Raw genomic sequence first — 15,867 nt, forward strand, 5'->3', positions numbered from 1 at the left:
GACAGAGCGGACAGGCGCGATGTATCGGCTGGCTGGGCAGCCAGGCACGCCAGCTCGTGATGGATCGCGTCCTACGGCGGAGTTTCGGCAGCAGCACCGAGAGCTGGAACGCATAGGTTTCCAATGCGTCTGGAATCTGATCATCAAGGCTGTCCAGTAGCCAAGGCACCCAGCCGGCGAAACTCATGCAACGCAGCCGGTCCGGCTCGATGCCGCTCCGCTGGGAGAGCATCGCCAACAGCGCCAGTGGTGGCGCGGTATCCAGGTCATCAACCTGAGCGTGACCAAGATCGTGCTCCAGCAGCTCGGACACCTCCATGTGATAGCAAAGGGCCACGCGGTTGAGCCACGAAGACAAGGCTTCGCCTTCTCTGGGGGCCGGATGCAGTGGCCAGCGTGGCGCTGGCTTCACATCAGTTCCCGCTCGAATTGCCGCCGCCGCTCGCTGGGGCCGGTGTAGTCGGCCATGCTGAGCGTACGGTGGTTGATCGCTTCCTCTCCGCTCTCCACGGCGACGATGGCCGCCGCCATCAGCAAGTGCGCCAGTTCGCCTATGGTGCCCTCGCTGCGTGTGAGCAGGTAGCGGGCCATGTCCAGCGTGGCAATCGACGAGGGTCGCCGCAGTGGAAGCGAAGCGGCGAAACTGGCCAGCAGTGAGCAGCAATCGTGATTGGCCTCCCATACCGGCAGCATCATCGGCTCGAAGCGATTTTCCAACTGGTCATCGGAGCGGATGGCCAGGTAGGCGTCGCGCGTGCCGACCCCGACCAGTGGGATGCGCAGTTCATTGCCGAGGAAGCGCAGGAGATTGAGGAATTCCCGGCGATTGACGCTGTTACCGGCCAAGACGTTGTGCAACTCGTCGATCACCAGCATGCGCACGCCGACCTTGCGCAGCAGTGCCAGCGCCAGTTGTTCCATTTCTGGCAGCCGTGGGCGCGGTCGCAATGGCGCACCCATCGCCGCGAGCAGCGCGACGTAGAAGCGGATTACCGACGGTTCGGATGGCATCTGCACGACCAGTACCGGAATGTGCTCCTGGTCGGCGTCGGCTCTGGCCGGATGCGTGCGCCGGAACTTCTCGACGATCATCGACTTGCCGTTGTTGGTCGGGCCTACCAGCAGCAGGTTGGGCATGCGTTGCTTGTTTGGCCACGCATACAGGGTTTCCAGCCGGTTCAGCGCCTCGACTGCTCGCGGATAGCCGATCCAGCGGTCGGCGCGAAGGCGATGGATGCGTTCGTCCGCCGGGAGACGGGCCAAGCCCTGGGCCGCCGGCAGCAGGTGGGACAAGTCGATGATGGGATATTCTTCCACGGCTACCACTCCTCAATCTGGTCGAACGGTTTGGCCGGCAACTGGTTGTCTGCCTGCTGCCCATCCATGTCAGCGCCCGGTGGTGGCGTGGTTTTGACAGGCGGTGCCGTTGCCTTGAGATGCTGGCGTCGATCCGCGTCGCGCCGCGCCTTGCGCGTAGCCTTCTGCGCGGTGGTAACGATTTCGCGCATCTGGCCGATCATGCGGAACAACGCCGACTCATCCACCTGTTCGCGCCCTTGCTGCCGCAATTTCGCCAGCGCCTGTCGTTGTTCCCAGAGGGTGACAGCCGGGTGCGACAAGGTACGGTAGGGAATTTCCAGGTAGTGCTGCCCCTCTGGTTCCAGCACCCATATGCGGCTGATGTCGCGCGGGTCGCGCCGGATCAGGAACGCAGGCAAGCGGTCCCGCCGAGCTATCCACGGCTTGAGCGCATCGGCGTAGTAGTGGATGTGGTCGATGACGAAGCCGGTGCGGGTCAGCGTGCGGCGGATGATGGGCAGAAAATCGACCAGAAAAGCCGTAGCGCGAGTGATGACGGTTGGCACGCCGGTCCGCGTGATAGCTTCGGCCCAGCGCGCGGCCGGCGGTTGGAGCAGGCCGTTGTGCACAGAGCCGTGATAGGTGCCGACCGCCAATGTGAGCCAGCGCTCCAGCTCGCGCAGTGTCAGGGCGGCCATCTTCTCGGAGGCGTATTCCCCGCGCTGGTCAGGATTGGAGAAGGTCGTCCCCGGCAATTCGTCGTGGATCATCTGCATCGCCGTGCCGATGATCCGTTCCACGATACCGCCGTAGTGCGGCTGCCCGAGCGGGCGATAGTCCAACCGGATGCCATGCTGCTCGCAGCCACGGCGCAGCGCCTCGCTCTTGAACTCAGCCGCGTTGTCCAAGTAGAGCAGTCTGGGCTTGCCGCTCATCGGCCAATCCATCTCTACGTTCAACCCTTCCAACCAAGGGCGCTTGTCGCAGGCGGCATGCACCAAGCACAAGCCGACCGAGACGGCGGACGGGGCTTCCAGCGTAACGACCATGCCAACCACGCAGCGGGTGAATACGTCGATGGCGAGGGTCAGGTACGGACGGCCAATCGGTTGCCGGTCGCGCTCGTCCACCACGATCAGGTCGATGACTGTGTGGTCGATCTGCACCTGCTCCAGCGGCGCGGAGACGGGTGGCGGAACACCACCAACACCTTGCAGGTCGCGGGCGGCATCTTGTCCTTCCCGGCGGTGAGTGACCTCGCGCGGATCGAGGCCGGCGATCCGCAGTGCCACCGTGTTGCGCGCCGGCACCCGCAGCTTTTGCAGCTTGCACGCCCGCACAACTTCGCGGTGGAACGCCGCCAAGCTACGCTTCTGCTTGGTCAGGAAGCGCTTTTGCAGTAACTCGCGGATGATTCGTTCGACCGACTCCGGCAAGCGGCCTTTACCTTTGCCACCGCTCGACTGCCCAAGAGCCAAGTCAGTGACCAGCCCCGAACCTAGCCGGGCACGGCGGATCAGGACGTAGACCTGCCGCCGGGACAGCCCCAATGCCTGGGCTGCCGCGTCGGCCGCTTCATGCCCAACCGTCTCCGACTGCGCCAACGGCCCAATGATCTCCGCACGACGACGCGCACGCTCCCATGCCTGTTCTGGCAGGGTGGCCACGCCGTGCTCGGTAATCGGTGCGGTATCGGTCGCCATGCTCACCTCGCTTTGGTGCACACGAGTATTGAGCATAGACGAGTTTTGTGCAGAGGAATCCTGATATCGGGTTATCAGGATCCGTATGCACAACAGGCTTCAAACCGCGCTGAATGGTGCAGTCGTCTTCTGAAAATGACATCAGGATAGGGTATGCCTCAATCTGACGGTAGCGAGTCGCAGGCGTTCGGATCGGCATCGGTTTCGTTCCCTGTCTTGGCACGCGCTTCGAAGCGTTGATAACACTCCAACCCGCAGAAGTGCTCGACGTATTCCGCGCCTTCCGGGGTGAAGGCGGCATCGAGCGGGATTTCCTTGCAGCACACGCAGCAACTGGTGGTGGTCGAGTCACTTGCATTCATGGTGGCACCCCTCCATTGACTGACGAAGACGGCGAATGCCGCCGCCGGCATTGGCTTCGCGAACAGGAAGCCTTGTCCTGTGTCGCAGTCCGCTTGTCGCAATAGATCAAGACTCGCCGATGTTTCCACGCCTTCAGCCACCACATCCATGCCCAGCCCGTGCGCAAGCTGAATCACGGTGTGCACGATGGTTTTGTCGCGGCGGTCGTTGGCGAGCCCGGCGACAAACGATTGGTCGATCTTGAGCGTGCTGATTGGGCAGCACTTCAGATGTTGCAGACAGGAATACCCCGTCCCGAAGTCATCGGCGGCGAAGCGCACACCGATCTGCCGCAAGGCGTCCAGGGCGGGGAAGATCGCCGGATCACCAAACGCGACCGATTCGGTCAGCTCGATTTCGAGATACTCGGCGGGCAACTCGGCATCAGCCAGCACGCCCTTTACCCACCCGTCGAAGTCCGGTCCCACTTGGCTCGCCGAAACATTGACGGCCAGCCGGAACGGTCGCCATGCCAGCATTCGCCAGTCACGCATCTGGCGGCAGGCTTCGCCCAGCACCCAAGCGCCGATTTCAGGCATCAGGCCGGACGATTCGACCACGGGCAGGAACTGGCCCGGTGGCAATAGTCCAAGCGTCGGATGACGCCAGCGCAACAGGGCTTCCGCGCCGACAATCCCACCACTGCGCAGATCGACGACGGGCTGGTAGTGCAGTTCAAGCTGCCCGCGCTCGACCGCTTGGGCCAGTTCCGGCGTCGTCCATCCATCCGGCCGGAAAGCGCTCATTCTCTTTCCCTGAATGCCCGCAACGCCCGCGACAGGGACAGAAGGAACAGGCCGGTCAAACCGAGCGCCGCGATGACCCAATGCTCGCCGAGGAAAGCACCGGCGGTTGTGCCGGCCAGCACGACAGCGAGGATGGGCAGGTGGCAGGGGCAAGTCAGCACAGCCAGTCCGCCCCACAGGTAGCCGGTGATCGGTTTGTGCGTCTCGGACGGCAAGCGCTCGGGGTTGTTCATGGCAGACTCTCCGCGTGCTGTGCCGGCTCGGTCGGCAGGGTGGCCAACTGCACTTCCAGATCGGCCAACGCTTCGCGCCGACGCTCGACGAACTGACGCAGCAGGGCAAGCTGCGCGGCCGCTTCGTCGCCGTCCGCCGCATCCAGCGCCCGGCACAGCCGCGCCAGCGCGTCGAGGCCGATGCCCGCCTCGAAGGCCGCCCGCACGAAGCACAGCCGTTGCAAGGCGGCGTCATCGAACAAGCCGTAGCCGCCTGGTGTGCACGCCACCGGGCGCAGCAATCCGCGCAGCAGGTAGTCGCGCACGATATGCACGCTCACCCCGGCATCAAGAGCCAGCCGGGACACCGTGTAGGCGTTCATTGAACACCTCCTTTTTCTCACCCGGCGCAGCAGGAAAGCTGCTTCACATCCTTGTTGAAGGTCTGCGCCGCGAGCTTCAACCCCTCGACCATCGTCAGGTAGGGGAACAACTGGTCGGCCAGTTCCTGCACCGTCATGCGGTTGCGAATGGCCAGAGCCGCCGTCTGGATCAGTTCACCCGCTTCCGGCGCGACCGCCTGTACGCCGATCAGCCGATGGCTGCCTTCCTCGATAACCAACTTGATGAAGCCGCGTGTGTCGAAGTTGGCGAGCGCACGCGGCACGTTGTCCAAGGTCAAGGTGCGGCTGTCGGTCTCGATCCCGTCGTGGTGGGCTTCCGCCTCGCTGTAGCCCACGGTCGCCACTTGCGGATCGGTGAACACCACGGCCGGCATTGCGGTCAGGTCGAGCGCCGCATCGCCGCCGGTCATGTTGATCGCGGCACGGGTGCCGGCCGCTGCCGCCACATAGACGAACTGCGGCTGGTCGGTGCAGTCGCCGGCCGCGTAGATGTTCGGGTTGCTCGTGCGCATGCCTTGGTCGATGACGATGGCACCTTGCGCATTGACAGTGACCCCCGCTGCGTCCAGCGCGAGGCTGCGCGTGTTCGGTGTCCGACCGGTGGCAACCAGCAGTTTGTCGGCGCGCAATTCACCGTGCGTGGTGGTCAGCACGAATTCACCGTCCATATGGGCGACCTGGCTGGCTTGCGTGTGCTCCAGCACCTCGATGCCCTCGGCACGGAAAGCGGCTGTCACCGCCTCGCCGATGGCCGGGTCTTCACGGAAGAACAAGGTATTGCGCGCCAGGACCGTGACCTTGCTGCCCAGCCGGGCAAAGGCTTGCGCCAGCTCCAGCGCCACCACCGACGAGCCGATTACGGCAAGGCGTTCGGGAATGGTGTCGCTCGCCAGGGCCTCGGTGGAAGTCCAGTAGGGTGACTCTTTCAAGCCCGGAATCGGCGGGACCGCCGGGCTGGCACCCGTGGCGACCAGGCAGCGGTCGAACATCACGACGCGCTCGCCACCCTCGTTCAAACGGACGGTAAGGCTCTGGTCGTCCTTGAAGCGCGCCTCACCGTGCACAACGGTGATGGCCGGATTACCGCCCAGGATGCCTTCGTACTTGGCGTGCCGCAGTTCGTCGACGCGGGCCTGCTGCTGGGCCAGCAGCTTACTGCGGTCAATCGTAGGCACAGTTGCCGCAATACCGCCATCGAACGGGCTTTCCCGGCGCAGATGGGCGATGTGGGCGGCGCGGATCATGATCTTGGACGGCACACAGCCGACATTGACGCAGGTGCCGCCGATGGTGCCGCGCTCGATCAGCGTGACCTGCGCGCCTTGCTCGACGGCCTTCAGCGCCGCCGCCATCGCGGCTCCACCGCTGCCAATGACCGCTACCTGCACCGGGGGCTCGTTGCCACTGTGCTTTTCGGCGGCGGCCATCCATCCCCGCACCTTGTCGAGCAGTCCGACGCGGTTGTCCGCCAGTGGCGCATCGGCTAGCGTTGCCTTGTAGCCCAGTCCGGCCACGGCGGCAGTCAGCGCGTCCGGCGATGTGCCCGGCACGATGGCGAGTTGCGCTGTGCCCTTCGGATAGGACACCAGCGCCGACTGCACGCCTGGCACTTTTTCCAGCGCTTCCTTGACGTGCGCCGCGCACGAGTCGCAAGTCATGCCGGTGATTTTTAGATGGGTCATGCAACAGATCCTTTATCGTTTGTGGCGCCAGACAATGACGTCCGTTGTGCTGCGGTGCCGTTTTCAGTGACTCACTGCTTGACGCTGGACGGATAGCCCGCGTCTGCGGTTGCCTTGGTCAGCTTCTGCACGCTGGTCTTGGCATCGTCGAAGGTGACGACCGCTTGGCGTGTCTCGAAAGTCACGTCAACTTTGCTGACGCCTTCGACCTTGGAAATCGCCTTCTTGACAGTGATCGGGCAGGCGGAGCAGGTCATGCCCGGTACGGACAGCGTGACGGTCTGGGTGGCGGCCCAGACGGGGGCAACAACGGCGGCGAGGGCGAGGGAGGCAAACAGTTTCTTCATGGTGAACTCCGATCAGTAGAAAAATGGCATGACGTAGGGAAATCCGAGCGCGACCAGAACCAGCGCGGCCACGATCCAGAAAATGAGCTTGTAAGTAGCTCGCACTTGGGGAATCGCGCAGACCTCACCCGGTTTGCAGGCCGCTGCCTGCCGGTAGATGCGCCGCCAGGCGAAGAACAACGCCACCAGCGCCACGCCGATAAAGATGGGGCGATAGGGTTCCAACACCGCCAAGTTGCCGATCCAAGCGCCGCTGAACCCCAAGGCGATCAGAACCAACGGCCCGAGGCAGCAAGCCGAGGCGAGGATGGCGGCAAGCCCTCCAGTGAAGAGCGCGCCGCGCCCGGTTTTTGGTTCAGACATGCGCTTGTCCTTTCGAATTGAAATTGGATAGCGTAACCTTACTTCCGTACTCATGTACGGAGTCAAGCGATATGGAAAACAATTTGGAGAACCTGACCATTGGCGTTTTCGCCAAGGCGGCCGGGGTCAATGTGGAGACCATCCGTTTCTATCAGCGCAAGGGCTTGTTGCTGGAGCCTGACAAGCCCTATGGCAGCATCCGCCGCTATGGCGAGGCGGATGTAACGCGGGTGCGCTTCGTGAAATCAGCCCAGCGGCTGGGCTTCAGCCTGGATGAGATCGCCGAGCTGCTGCGGCTGGAGGATGGCACCCATTGCGAGGAAGCCAGCAGTCTGGCCGAGCACAAGCTCAAGGACGTGCGCGAGAAAATGGCTGACCTGGCGCGCATGGAGGCCGTGCTGTCTGAGTTGGTGTGCGCCTGCCATGCGCGAAGGGGGAACGTTTCCTGCCCGCTGATCGCGTCACTACAGGGTGGAGCAAGCTTGGCAGGTTCGGCTATGCCTTAGCGTGCTTTATTTTCCGTTTTCTGAGACGACCCCTTGAAGTCGGTTCACCGTATGGGCGTGCACCTTGCATTGCGGACGTGCGCGCTATCATCGAACGGGCCAAAACCTTCGAAGCACTCCCATGAGATCCCACACACGATGGCTCGCCTGCAACAGTTGTGGCGTCCTACGTGACCACGTTCCCGATAAATCCGGTGTGACATCGTTCGACGCGGTACACCGGGTGCAGCTTTGGGTCTGCACGATCTGTGGCGCTGCCCACCCGGTTGCACCGGAGCATAGTGATCAGGCCGACCGCGAGCGCTTGGAGCGCCTGGGACAGTTGCGTTTGATTGAATAAAGAATGCTTGTCGGCACCGGTTTGAAACCGCATTCGGTCAATAGCGTTGCTGAACTATCAACACACACAACGATGAGGGAAAGCGCATGAAGTTCTACCATTTCACGTCCGTTTCGTACGCCGAAACGATCCTCTCGAAGGGGATTTCGCGTGGCCACGTGAAGCATGGTGACGGAAGCATTCGCAACTCGGTGGTCTGGCTGACGACGGATCCCGATGCTGATGGTCATGGCCTGACGACAGGCGATAAAACGTTGACTGCAAGAGACATGGAGTATCTGACCCGCGTCGAAGGGGTCGCTCCCAAAAACGGCATCATCATGAACAAAACCCGAGTGCGTCTGACGGTGGAGATGTCGGCCGACACGGCCACCCTGATGCCCTTTGTCGAATACTACGCACGTCGGGGCGAAAAGCCCGATGAAGCCAAGTTGATGGGCCTGTCCGCGTACATCGAGAATCCTTGGCGTCTGCCCCTCACGAGACGGCGGCAACTGTTGAAAACGACCACGACCAAAGAAGGCACGTGGTGGCTCTCGTTTGCGCCGATTTCCGCTTCCGAGATTGCGCGGGTGGAATTCAACGGCCCGGACGGATTCGTTGACTACGACTTCGAAGCGCACGGCCGGCAGCATTTCCATGACGCGGGCTTTGTGGTGCCCAACGCCGCGACGCTTCAGTCGCTGCGCCCCCTGGTGCCCTGTGACCATCCCTTCGAGAAGGCGAAGGCATTCACTTTCTGCCTGGACCCGAAGCACGATCCCCATGTGGTGATTCGGGGCGGCGGGCAAGACTGCGCGTTCGACGTGGCGACTGGTGCGCCGGCATTCGGCATGAGCCACCCGAACAGTGAGGCCTTGCCCAAGTGGGTACGCGACCACTCGGCCGAGTTGCTCGACTGCTGGGCCCGTGCGGTTGATGTGTACTACACCTATTATCCGACTGCTGGGACGCCTCGAACCCCCATTCGGCTGAACCCGTAATTCCGGGTGTAGGCCTAGCGATCCTGCGCTTTCGAGGGTGCGGCTGCCACACCACTTGCGCAGCCGGTCGTTGATGTAGTTGTCGACTTTTTCGCTGTGGTGGATGTTGAGTGGAAGGCGGCACCAAGCTTGTCGCCGAAATCGTGCCAGCCGGTCACGACCGTCACCAGGCTACTAAACACGCCGAACGCGAGAACAGGCCACCACGCAAGGAACGCGCCGACGACCCTGCCGACCAAGCTAGGCCGAGTCAACAGCGCTTTCTCCTTCGATTGGTAGCGGTCTCTGCGTCGCAACATTCCAATGCGCCAACGGTCCCACCATGAGCCACCGTCGAGCACGCTCGATACGCGCCAGTATCGGAATGCGTCGGCCACGGCTGTGTCGATAACGCTTGGCGTGACATCGGTTGGACCATCGAACACACGCCACACAATGAGCTGTTCGGGCAGGCGCATGAACTCGGACTCGTAAGGATAGATGAGTACGGCGACCGTGCCGGTCTTAGCCTGAGAGAACACAAGTGCGGCACCGTGCTCGGTAGCCGTCGAGCCTTGCTGATTCAGCGAGGCGCCTACCGGGTGCGCGCCCGGGCGAAGTGTGACGGTGCGATGAGCGTGGTCGACGCTGACATAGAGCGCTTCAAAGTAACCAGCTCGACGTGCCGCGACGACGATCGTGTCAAACTTCTCTTTGAGTCTTGGCTCTAGCACCCAGTCCCAATTGGCGATCTTGTAGTAGCGCACGGTCGCGCTGCGCTGGGGAAAGAGAGACAAAGCATCCTCGTGGGTTGTGTTTGGCACACGAGCCAAAGAAAACGGGAGGCTCGGCCTCCCGTTGTACTTGAGGGCAGGTGGTGGGGATTACTGCGCGGCGTCCTTCACCTTCTTCAGCGGCCGCACCTTGACACGCACGCTGGCCGGCTTGGCCTCAAACCACTGTTCTTCCTTGGTGAACGGGTTCATGCCGAAGCGACGCTTGGTAGCCGGCACCTTGACGGACACCACCTTGAACAGGCCCGGCAGCGTGAATTCGCCTGCGCCCTTTTTGTGCAGCGCGCCCAGGATGGTGTTCTCCAGATGCTGGAGCACAGACTTCACGGCCTTGGCCTCAAGTTCGGTCTGCTCGGCCAAGTGGCTCACCAGGCTGGCTTTGGTGAAGGTGTCCTTCAGCGGCTTGATGGCCGCGGCGGCGGCGGTCTTCTTTGCCGGTGCGGCTTTCTTTGCTGCGGTCTTGGATTTCGTCGCCATGGAGTGCGTAGATTTCAAGGTGGTGGACCATCGCGAGATGGCGAATTGTGCGCGCTACTGCGTGCGAGTCAAGCATAGCAAGGCCAGTCGTGCTGGACAACGGGACTCACAGTCTTCATTCAGTCAGGAGGGCCCCGTAGCGGGGCGCGCGGATCTGCGAGTCGATCCAGGCATCGTGGGCCAGCGTATCGAGAACGGTCGGGGGAATATCGAACCACTCCGACACGAAATGTACGGCGTCGGCCTCTAGGCCCGCCCAAGCTCGTGCTTTTGCCACCCAGCGCGATCCGACCTGAATTGGTGAGCAGCGTCCGGGCGTGACGTGGAAATAGCTGACGCGGTGCGCGGTGGTTGATTCGATGAACCACATACGGCGGATGCCGGCGTCGTCTCTGGCGCAGCCGAGACGCAATCGTGCGCCTTGCAGCTCGAGCGCGCGCAACGCACTGACCAACGAGGCATCGGTCGGCCGGTACCAGACCGAGACCTTGCGCAGCACGGCGTGTTCACCCTGCGTGGCGCCCAACCAGTTCACGGCCGCGACCAAGCGGTGGACGCCGTTGGTGCACGTCACAGCTCCGCCGTAGGCGGCCAGCTTCAGTTCGTACGCGGCTTCAGGGGCGGGAAATGATTGGTGGCCGATTTCCGATTCGCAGTAGTCAATGACGCGCTCGTCCCAGCCAAATCCATGCAGGTCCTGCAGCATGCCGCGCCACGTCATGGCCTTGCTGAAATTCCGATGCGTCAAGCCAACCACGGCAGCGATGGGCACGTCGATGTAGACCCGCTGGGTTGATCCTTCAGTGGAGAGGAGATCAAGGACCGGGCCCAACTCAGTACGCTTCCAGACCGACTGATCCAATACCGTGCAACTGGACTCAGATACCGCCGCACGAATGCGCGCAAGACCTGGTGCTTTGCGCATCAGCGCGGCTCGGTCTTGGCCATAGACGACATCTTGAGCGCGATGCATTGCTTCATCCATCATGGGGCTTGCATCTCCAATGCGGTGTCATTCGGCAGCACCATGTCGTTGACTTGGTAGCCGTCTGCTCGCAAGAGTGCGATGAGTCCGTCGGCCCCCGGCAGGTGGGCAGCGCCAACCGCGACCACCGCGCCGCCGGTGTCGAGGGCTTGGCGCAACCGCGGCATCCAGGCCAAATTGCGGTCGTGGACCATCAGGCGGTGATAGATCGCCGCATCCTCTGGAGATTCGTTACCCAGACTCGCGAGAGCGGCGATCCTCTCATAGTCGCCGCGATTGAATGCGATAACAGCTTGACGGAAATCCTCTCGCTGGCGGGCGATGTTCAAGCCGCCCATCAGCAGGCGCAAATAGATCCGGTCCGGTACCGCACGGCGTCGGTTCTCCAAGTCGGTCTGATCTTCGAGAGGCACGATCGCTACGTTGTAGCGCAGTGCCGCCATCGCGAATATCGTGTCTCTGGACAGGTTGCTCAATGCTGTGCAGGGAATCCAAGCGTACGCGGCGGCCACTCGCGGACTCTTGTGCTGCAGCATTTCGATGGCTAGGTCGGGACGTTGTGGTGCTGCGCATTTCGCGCGTAGCTGAAGAAATTCAACCTGTGTATCGCTCAATGCACGGGCCCATGGCGCACGCGAGGCTCGACCAGCAAACACGTCGGGGTCCAGAAGATCGGCGCCCTTGAGTTCGAGAGGCTGTGGACCTTGAGCCCTCGAACTCTCAATGACAAAGCTCGTGGCGCCCTGGAGTACAGACATCGCCGGCTGGCGCAAGCCCGGATAGGGGACATGGAGCGTGGCGACCAGCACGCTTTTGGCACCGTTCGGCGCGGTGATTGCGAGTGCCGGCACGCCAGCCTGTCCAATAGCCGGTGTGGAGGCGAGGGTGGCGGCACAAACGAAGGCCGCCAGCGTGCGAAATAGGTCAGCCAGGCCAAAGGACCGCAGCATGCGATGACTCCGGAAGTGAAGAGGGCGAGGGGAGAAGGTCTGGACGGCGGTCAAGGTGCAATGCAGGAGGACGTGCCGCCCAGTGAACAGATAAGCGGCGTTGCTACGCCCCTTTGCGCCGTGTTGTCGATTTGCTCGGCGGTTGACCGGTCTGCTGATCTGGTGCCGACTCTGGCGTCGGCTTCGCGGCCTCAAATTGCTCGCGCAGCATTCGCAATTCGGCCTGGGCACCGGCCTCAAGACCGACGACCTCGGTTAGCTTCTCGCGCGTGCGCTCATGCGCGGCTTGCGCCTCAGCCAGTTGGGCACGCACCTGGTGCTCGCGCGATTCGGCGTTGGCCAAGCGCTCGTTGGCCTGGATTCGGGCGATGTCAGCAGCTTCACGCTGCGCTTCGGCGACAGCGGCGGTGCGATCGGCAGCGACCCGGGCGGCCTGTTCCGTCGCCAGTTGGGCGCGCAGCTCGCTCAGTTCGCGCTCCAAGTGTGGCAGCGCTTCCAGTCGCAACTCCACTTGCGCGAGCGCCCGACGAACGGAGGCGAGTTCGCCGCGCTCCCGCTCCGATTCTGCATTCAAGCGTTCGATCTCTGCTGTCTGCTCGGCTGCCTTGCCGGCAAGCTTGTCACGCTCTGTCGCAACCTGCTGCAGCTCCTGCGTCAGGGCGTCGCGTTCGGCTTCCAGCGCCTCGCCGGTGCTGGCCAGCATCGCGTTTTCACTCATGACCTGCGCCAGGGCGGCTTCTGCGTCGGCCGCGGCGTCCTCGGCCACCCGCGAAAACTCGGTGCCCAGCGCGGCCAGCAGGCGTGGGTTCGGATCGCCGATCTTGCGCGCGCCCGGCTTTTGCTGACCCTGCCAAGCAGTCAGGTGGCGGTGGATCGTATTCATGCTGCCGCTGCCCAGTCGCTCGCGCACCGCGCTGAGCGTCGGCTTGAGTTGCTCGGCGACCAGTGCCTTGGCGGCATCAACGACCTGCTCGTAGGAAATCCCTTGGCGTGCCATTTCGTATCGTATGAACGTCCGGAATTGATATCGTATTGCAGTTTATACGATACGATACGAATTGCCAGCGAGTGACGAATTTTTCATGTGATCTACGATCGATATGCCAAGCAAGTGCCTGTAATCACGGGCCAGTGCCGCCTTGGGATGTTCGTCGGTGACCTGCGCGGGACGACTGCCGCGTGGGCGTAGAATGCCGGCAGCCCACTGTCCTGTGACCGGAGCACCGCATGTCGTTGATTCGCAGCATTCAAGCCGATGCGATCGAGGTGTCGACCAGCGTTTCGTCGTTGCTGCGCAAGTGCAAGCTGCTGGCCTCGCGTGTGGGGCATACCCAGCTTGAGCAGTGGGTGGATTTGGAGTTGCGCGGCTATCCCGAGGGTGCGGACCTGCCACCCTACCGTGTGACACCCGTTGTTTCCTACGGCAGCTTTGTGGGACCGTTTGGCATGAACGCGCCCAGGCTGCAGGTGCCAGTCTTCCTACTGCCAGAGCATTTGCGGGAATGGCATTCAATTGCGCGGTTGGCGCAGGCCGTGAGCACCTACGAGAATCTGGTGCAAGGCAACAAGCCGTCTTACGTCAAGACGGATTGGAACGTGGCGCTGGCGATCAAATATGCGTCTAAGCTGACCCCGGACATGCAGTGCGTCGAGGCATGGATGGAGATTCCGATTGGGGCGATCGACCGGTTGCTCGATTGCATCAAGACGGCCGTTTTGGGCTATGCCATCGAATTGGAAAAATTGAGCCCGGACGCTGGTGAGCTGCCGGTCGGCTCGAAACCGATCAGTGAGGAACGATTGACTCAGATCTTCAATACCCACATCGGGGGCAACGTCGGCAACATAGCCAACGCAGGCACGGGCGTCACGCAGACAGCCAACGTGCAGGTGGGGCAGGGCGACTGGGAGGCGCTGAGCCTCTACCTGCAGTCGCTCGGACTGTTAGAGGCCGATTTTGCAGGCCTCAAACACGATCTCGATGCAGAACGCGCAGCTGGATCTGGCACGTCCGAGAAATCAAAGTCGTGGATTGGCCAACTGGTCGGCAAGGCGTTCAACAAGGCGACAGGGGTTGGTGTCGAGGCGATCGCCGGCGGTATCGCCCAGGCGATCTCTGGCTACCTTGGGCAATAGGGTGCGTTGTCCATGGCCGGAGTGCAGGGAGCCGTGAAACTACCCGCCTGTTCAGGCACCTGCCAACACGGGCAAACGACAATCGCTCCGAGCTATGAAGTTCTACATCGATGAGAGCGGGAATACCGGTGGCGCCACCAGTACCGGCAAGGCATACGACTTCGACGGTCAGCCGACCTTTGCACTTGCCGCAATCGGCTTGCACGATCAGGCCGCGATCGCGGCGGTAGTCGAGGAGATCCGGTCGGCGCACCGCGTTCCGGCTGGCGAGTTGAAGTCCAAATCATTGACAGGCAAGCCCGAGTTTGTCCGTGACCTGGTCGACGCCATTTGTGATCGAGCCCCACCGTGCTTCATCGAAGTCGTCGACAAGAGATTCTATTTGGTGATGAACATGGTTAGCAGCCATGTGTTACCACCGAGCACGGGCATCTTGGGCAATCCGCAGGCGCACTTTGTCCAGAATGCATTTGCGGATTTTCTCTATCACTTCACGCCGGCGGAAGTGTTCGACGCGTTCATCGCCGCCTGCCAGGCCCCGTCCGATGCCACGCTGCGATCGTCCTTTGGCGCCTTGCTGGACTTCCTGGATCGGTTCCCGGCGGGCGAGGTTTCAGCGGCGTGTCGCGAGATGACGAATCTGTCGTTCAGCGACTACGAGGAGATGCTCGCCGACGAGGTTCCTACTGCTTACGCGCAATTCCTGCCATCGCCGGACACCGGCAAGCGCGGGAAGCCCGTTTCAATGTTGCCGAATCTCTCGTCGCTTACGAACATCTACGCTCGGATCAACCTGCATTACCAACGGGACCTTTCAACGATCGAGCTGGTGCACGACGAGCAACTGCAATTCGACCAGATCCTGTCCAACAACAAGCAGGCGGCCGAAGCCCTCGGCGGTCAGGCGGCCAACTTCTTCACCCCGCACGCCGACTACAACTTCGGCGCCTCGGCGCCACTGACTTTCGCGAAGTCCCACGACTCGATTGGTCTCCAGTTGGCAGATGTCATTGCCGGCTTTTGCATGAGATACATCAAGGATTGGCTGAGCGATCCAAGGAATATTTCTGGCGCTGCGCATGCCACGTTTGCGCGCCTGTGCCGGTTGAGTGACAGCGGGACGGTCTGCGGGGTGAACCTCACCGCTACCAACGAACTTGCGCACCGGGTGTTTAGCCCAGTTTGGCGCGGCTGAAAGGCGTCCAGCGCCTGTGTTCACGTAACGGTGCGCAGGGAGTGAGCGCGTTTGTCAGTCGCGCGCGGGCGACATCGGCTATCCTTGCCGCTCAAATAAAAGCGGGGGTTTCGTGGCAACGTACAAACAGCTTCTGGCGCAAAAAGCTAAGTTGGATTTGCAGATCGAGGCGGCACACCTCGCCGAAAAAGCAGCGGCGATTGCGCGGGCTCGCGAGATCGTGGAAGCGTACGGTCTGACCGCAGCAGATATCGGCCTCAAGGCTCGCGCCGGCAAGAGTGAACAAGCCAAATCGATCGTGCCGCCCAAGTATCGGGACCCGAAGACGGGCGCTACCTGGTCGGGCCGCGGCAGGGCGCCTGCA

General features: G+C 62.2%; 19 protein-coding genes. 5 read left to right on the top strand and 14 right to left on the bottom strand.

Features of this window, described 5'->3' with window-relative positions:
• The 9 genes from R2N11_RS26000 to merT form a co-directional block, all read right to left on the bottom strand.
• Nucleotides 1-412, bottom strand: a 412-nt coding sequence (locus tag R2N11_RS26000) for a TniQ family protein (protein WP_316682931.1), incomplete at its 3' end; no start/stop codon positions are given.
• Nucleotides 409-1,317, bottom strand: a complete 909-nt coding sequence (locus tag R2N11_RS26005) for a TniB family NTP-binding protein (RefSeq protein ID WP_027011230.1) — start codon at nt 1,315-1,317, stop codon at nt 409-411. The genes R2N11_RS26000 and R2N11_RS26005, both read right to left, overlap by 4 nt.
• 2 nt (nt 1,318-1,319) lie before the next feature.
• On the bottom strand, nt 1,320-3,038 hold the full coding sequence (locus R2N11_RS26010) for a Mu transposase C-terminal domain-containing protein (RefSeq protein ID WP_019576674.1): 1,719 nt from the start codon (nt 3,036-3,038) through the stop codon (nt 1,320-1,322).
• 122 nt (nt 3,039-3,160) lie between these two features.
• The gene (locus R2N11_RS26020) at nt 3,161-4,150 is read right to left on the bottom strand and encodes a DUF3330 domain-containing protein (RefSeq protein WP_021197789.1); all 990 of its coding nucleotides are present in this window, start codon (nt 4,148-4,150) and stop codon (nt 3,161-3,163) included.
• The gene (gene merE / locus R2N11_RS26025) at nt 4,147-4,383 is read right to left on the bottom strand and encodes a broad-spectrum mercury transporter MerE (RefSeq protein WP_003132004.1); all 237 of its coding nucleotides are present in this window, start codon (nt 4,381-4,383) and stop codon (nt 4,147-4,149) included. Before merE ends, R2N11_RS26020 begins: the two co-directional genes overlap by 4 nt.
• Nucleotides 4,380-4,745, bottom strand: a complete 366-nt coding sequence (gene merD / locus R2N11_RS26030) for a mercury resistance co-regulator MerD (protein WP_000995360.1) — start codon at nt 4,743-4,745, stop codon at nt 4,380-4,382. Before merD ends, merE begins: the two co-directional genes overlap by 4 nt.
• 17 nt (nt 4,746-4,762) lie before the next feature.
• Nucleotides 4,763-6,448 carry a mercury(II) reductase gene (gene merA, locus R2N11_RS26035; protein ID WP_003156770.1) on the bottom strand — a complete coding sequence of 562 codons (1,686 nt, stop codon included), beginning with the start codon at nt 6,446-6,448 and terminating at the stop codon, nt 4,763-4,765.
• Between the two features lie 71 nt (nt 6,449-6,519).
• Nucleotides 6,520-6,795 carry a mercury resistance system periplasmic binding protein MerP gene (gene merP / locus R2N11_RS26040; protein ID WP_003131987.1) on the bottom strand — a complete coding sequence of 92 codons (276 nt, stop codon included), beginning with the start codon at nt 6,793-6,795 and terminating at the stop codon, nt 6,520-6,522.
• 12 nt (nt 6,796-6,807) lie between these two features.
• Complete coding sequence (merT, locus tag R2N11_RS26045; RefSeq protein WP_003131974.1) at nt 6,808-7,158, bottom strand: mercuric ion transporter MerT; 351 nt, start codon at nt 7,156-7,158, stop codon at nt 6,808-6,810.
• A 71-nt stretch (nt 7,159-7,229) separates the two neighbouring features.
• Between merT and merR the strand changes: the two genes are divergently transcribed.
• Nucleotides 7,230-7,664, top strand: a complete 435-nt coding sequence (gene merR, locus R2N11_RS26050; protein ID WP_003131969.1) for a mercury resistance transcriptional regulator MerR — start codon at nt 7,230-7,232, stop codon at nt 7,662-7,664.
• 426 nt (nt 7,665-8,090) lie between these two features.
• A complete protein-coding gene (locus R2N11_RS26055; RefSeq protein ID WP_256730988.1) occupies nt 8,091-8,987 on the top strand; it encodes a hypothetical protein in 897 nt (298 codons plus the stop codon).
• Nucleotides 8,988-9,001: 14 nt separating this feature from the next.
• Here R2N11_RS26055 and R2N11_RS26060 read toward each other — a convergent pair whose 3' ends face one another.
• The 5 genes from R2N11_RS26060 to R2N11_RS26080 form a co-directional block, all read right to left on the bottom strand.
• Nucleotides 9,002-9,733: a hypothetical protein gene (locus R2N11_RS26060; protein ID WP_310736211.1), complete on the bottom strand. Its 732-nt coding sequence runs from the start codon at nt 9,731-9,733 to the stop codon at nt 9,002-9,004.
• A gap of 117 nt (nt 9,734-9,850) precedes the next feature.
• A complete protein-coding gene (locus R2N11_RS26065; RefSeq protein WP_137884847.1) occupies nt 9,851-10,237 on the bottom strand; it encodes an HU family DNA-binding protein in 387 nt (128 codons plus the stop codon).
• A gap of 115 nt (nt 10,238-10,352) precedes the next feature.
• Nucleotides 10,353-11,225, bottom strand: coding sequence for a hypothetical protein (locus tag R2N11_RS26070; protein ID WP_256730990.1), 873 nt, complete (start codon nt 11,223-11,225; stop codon nt 10,353-10,355).
• Nucleotides 11,222-12,172, bottom strand: a complete 951-nt coding sequence (locus R2N11_RS26075) for a TraB/GumN family protein (RefSeq protein ID WP_059038783.1) — start codon at nt 12,170-12,172, stop codon at nt 11,222-11,224. Before R2N11_RS26075 ends, R2N11_RS26070 begins: the two co-directional genes overlap by 4 nt.
• A gap of 103 nt (nt 12,173-12,275) precedes the next feature.
• Nucleotides 12,276-13,169: a DNA-binding protein gene (locus R2N11_RS26080; RefSeq protein WP_059038782.1), complete on the bottom strand. Its 894-nt coding sequence runs from the start codon at nt 13,167-13,169 to the stop codon at nt 12,276-12,278.
• 230 nt (nt 13,170-13,399) lie between these two features.
• Here R2N11_RS26080 and R2N11_RS26085 point away from each other — a divergent pair, with 230 nt between their 5' ends.
• The 3 genes from R2N11_RS26085 to R2N11_RS26095 form a co-directional block, all read left to right on the top strand.
• Nucleotides 13,400-14,308, top strand: a complete 909-nt coding sequence (locus R2N11_RS26085) for an AbiTii domain-containing protein (RefSeq protein ID WP_012755736.1) — start codon at nt 13,400-13,402, stop codon at nt 14,306-14,308.
• A gap of 94 nt (nt 14,309-14,402) precedes the next feature.
• Nucleotides 14,403-15,503 (top strand): DUF3800 domain-containing protein, encoded by a 1,101-nt coding sequence (locus tag R2N11_RS26090; RefSeq protein ID WP_012755735.1) that lies wholly within the window; start codon nt 14,403-14,405, stop codon nt 15,501-15,503.
• A 112-nt stretch (nt 15,504-15,615) separates the two neighbouring features.
• On the top strand, nt 15,616-15,867 hold a 252-nt coding region (locus tag R2N11_RS26095; protein WP_316682932.1), incomplete at its 3' end, for an H-NS histone family protein.

The organism is Ralstonia flaminis, from assembly GCF_958415495.1.
Lineage (GTDB): Bacteria > Pseudomonadota > Gammaproteobacteria > Burkholderiales > Burkholderiaceae > Ralstonia > Ralstonia flaminis.